This is a genomic window from Mesocryomonas lacus (assembly GCF_055730135.2).
Window position 1 is genome coordinate 1 of the sequence record NZ_JBUZWE020000058.1, and the last position, 555, is coordinate 555.

The window sequence follows — 555 nt, forward strand, 5'->3', positions numbered from 1 at the left end:
CTGTCCGTCGCCTCGTCCTTCGACGACGCATCGCGCTTCAGTCGTTCATCGAGTGCCGGCGCCTATCTCGGCCTAACACCTCGACGATACGAGTCCGGCGAGACGAGCCGGAACGGGCGCATATCCAAGCAGGGGAGCCTGATGACCAGGAAGCACCTATATGAGGCGGCCACGACGCTTCTGACGCGCAACCTACGCTTCTCGACGCTCAAGGCCTGGGGCCTGAAGTTGGCGAAGGCGTCCGGGTTCAAGAAAGCGAGGATCGCCGTAGCTCGGAAGATGGCCGTGATTCTACACTCCATGTGGAAAACCAACACCCCATTCCGTTGGAGCCAGGAGGCGGCAGCATAACCACTGCCACGTCGCTCACTTGACTTTGACGGATGCGTCCCCGCCGGGACGTTTGGCGCGGATCAGGCCGTCCCTGAAAATGCGGTGCCATCGGCAACCACGAGGACCACTTCGGTCGATCCGACCATCTGACGCCAACATGCGGCGATCCACCGAGACCGACCGCGGAGAGAACCATGAACCCGGCGTGTGCGCAGACTTCAA

1 protein-coding gene is annotated in these 555 nt (G+C 61.8%); it reads left to right on the forward strand.

The annotated features are described in order from the left end of the window. Positions 1 to 351 (forward strand): transposase (locus ACZLZY_RS24915; protein ID WP_472936647.1); only part of this gene is annotated, 351 nt, incomplete at its 5' end. Between the last annotated feature and the right edge of the window lie 204 nt (positions 352 to 555).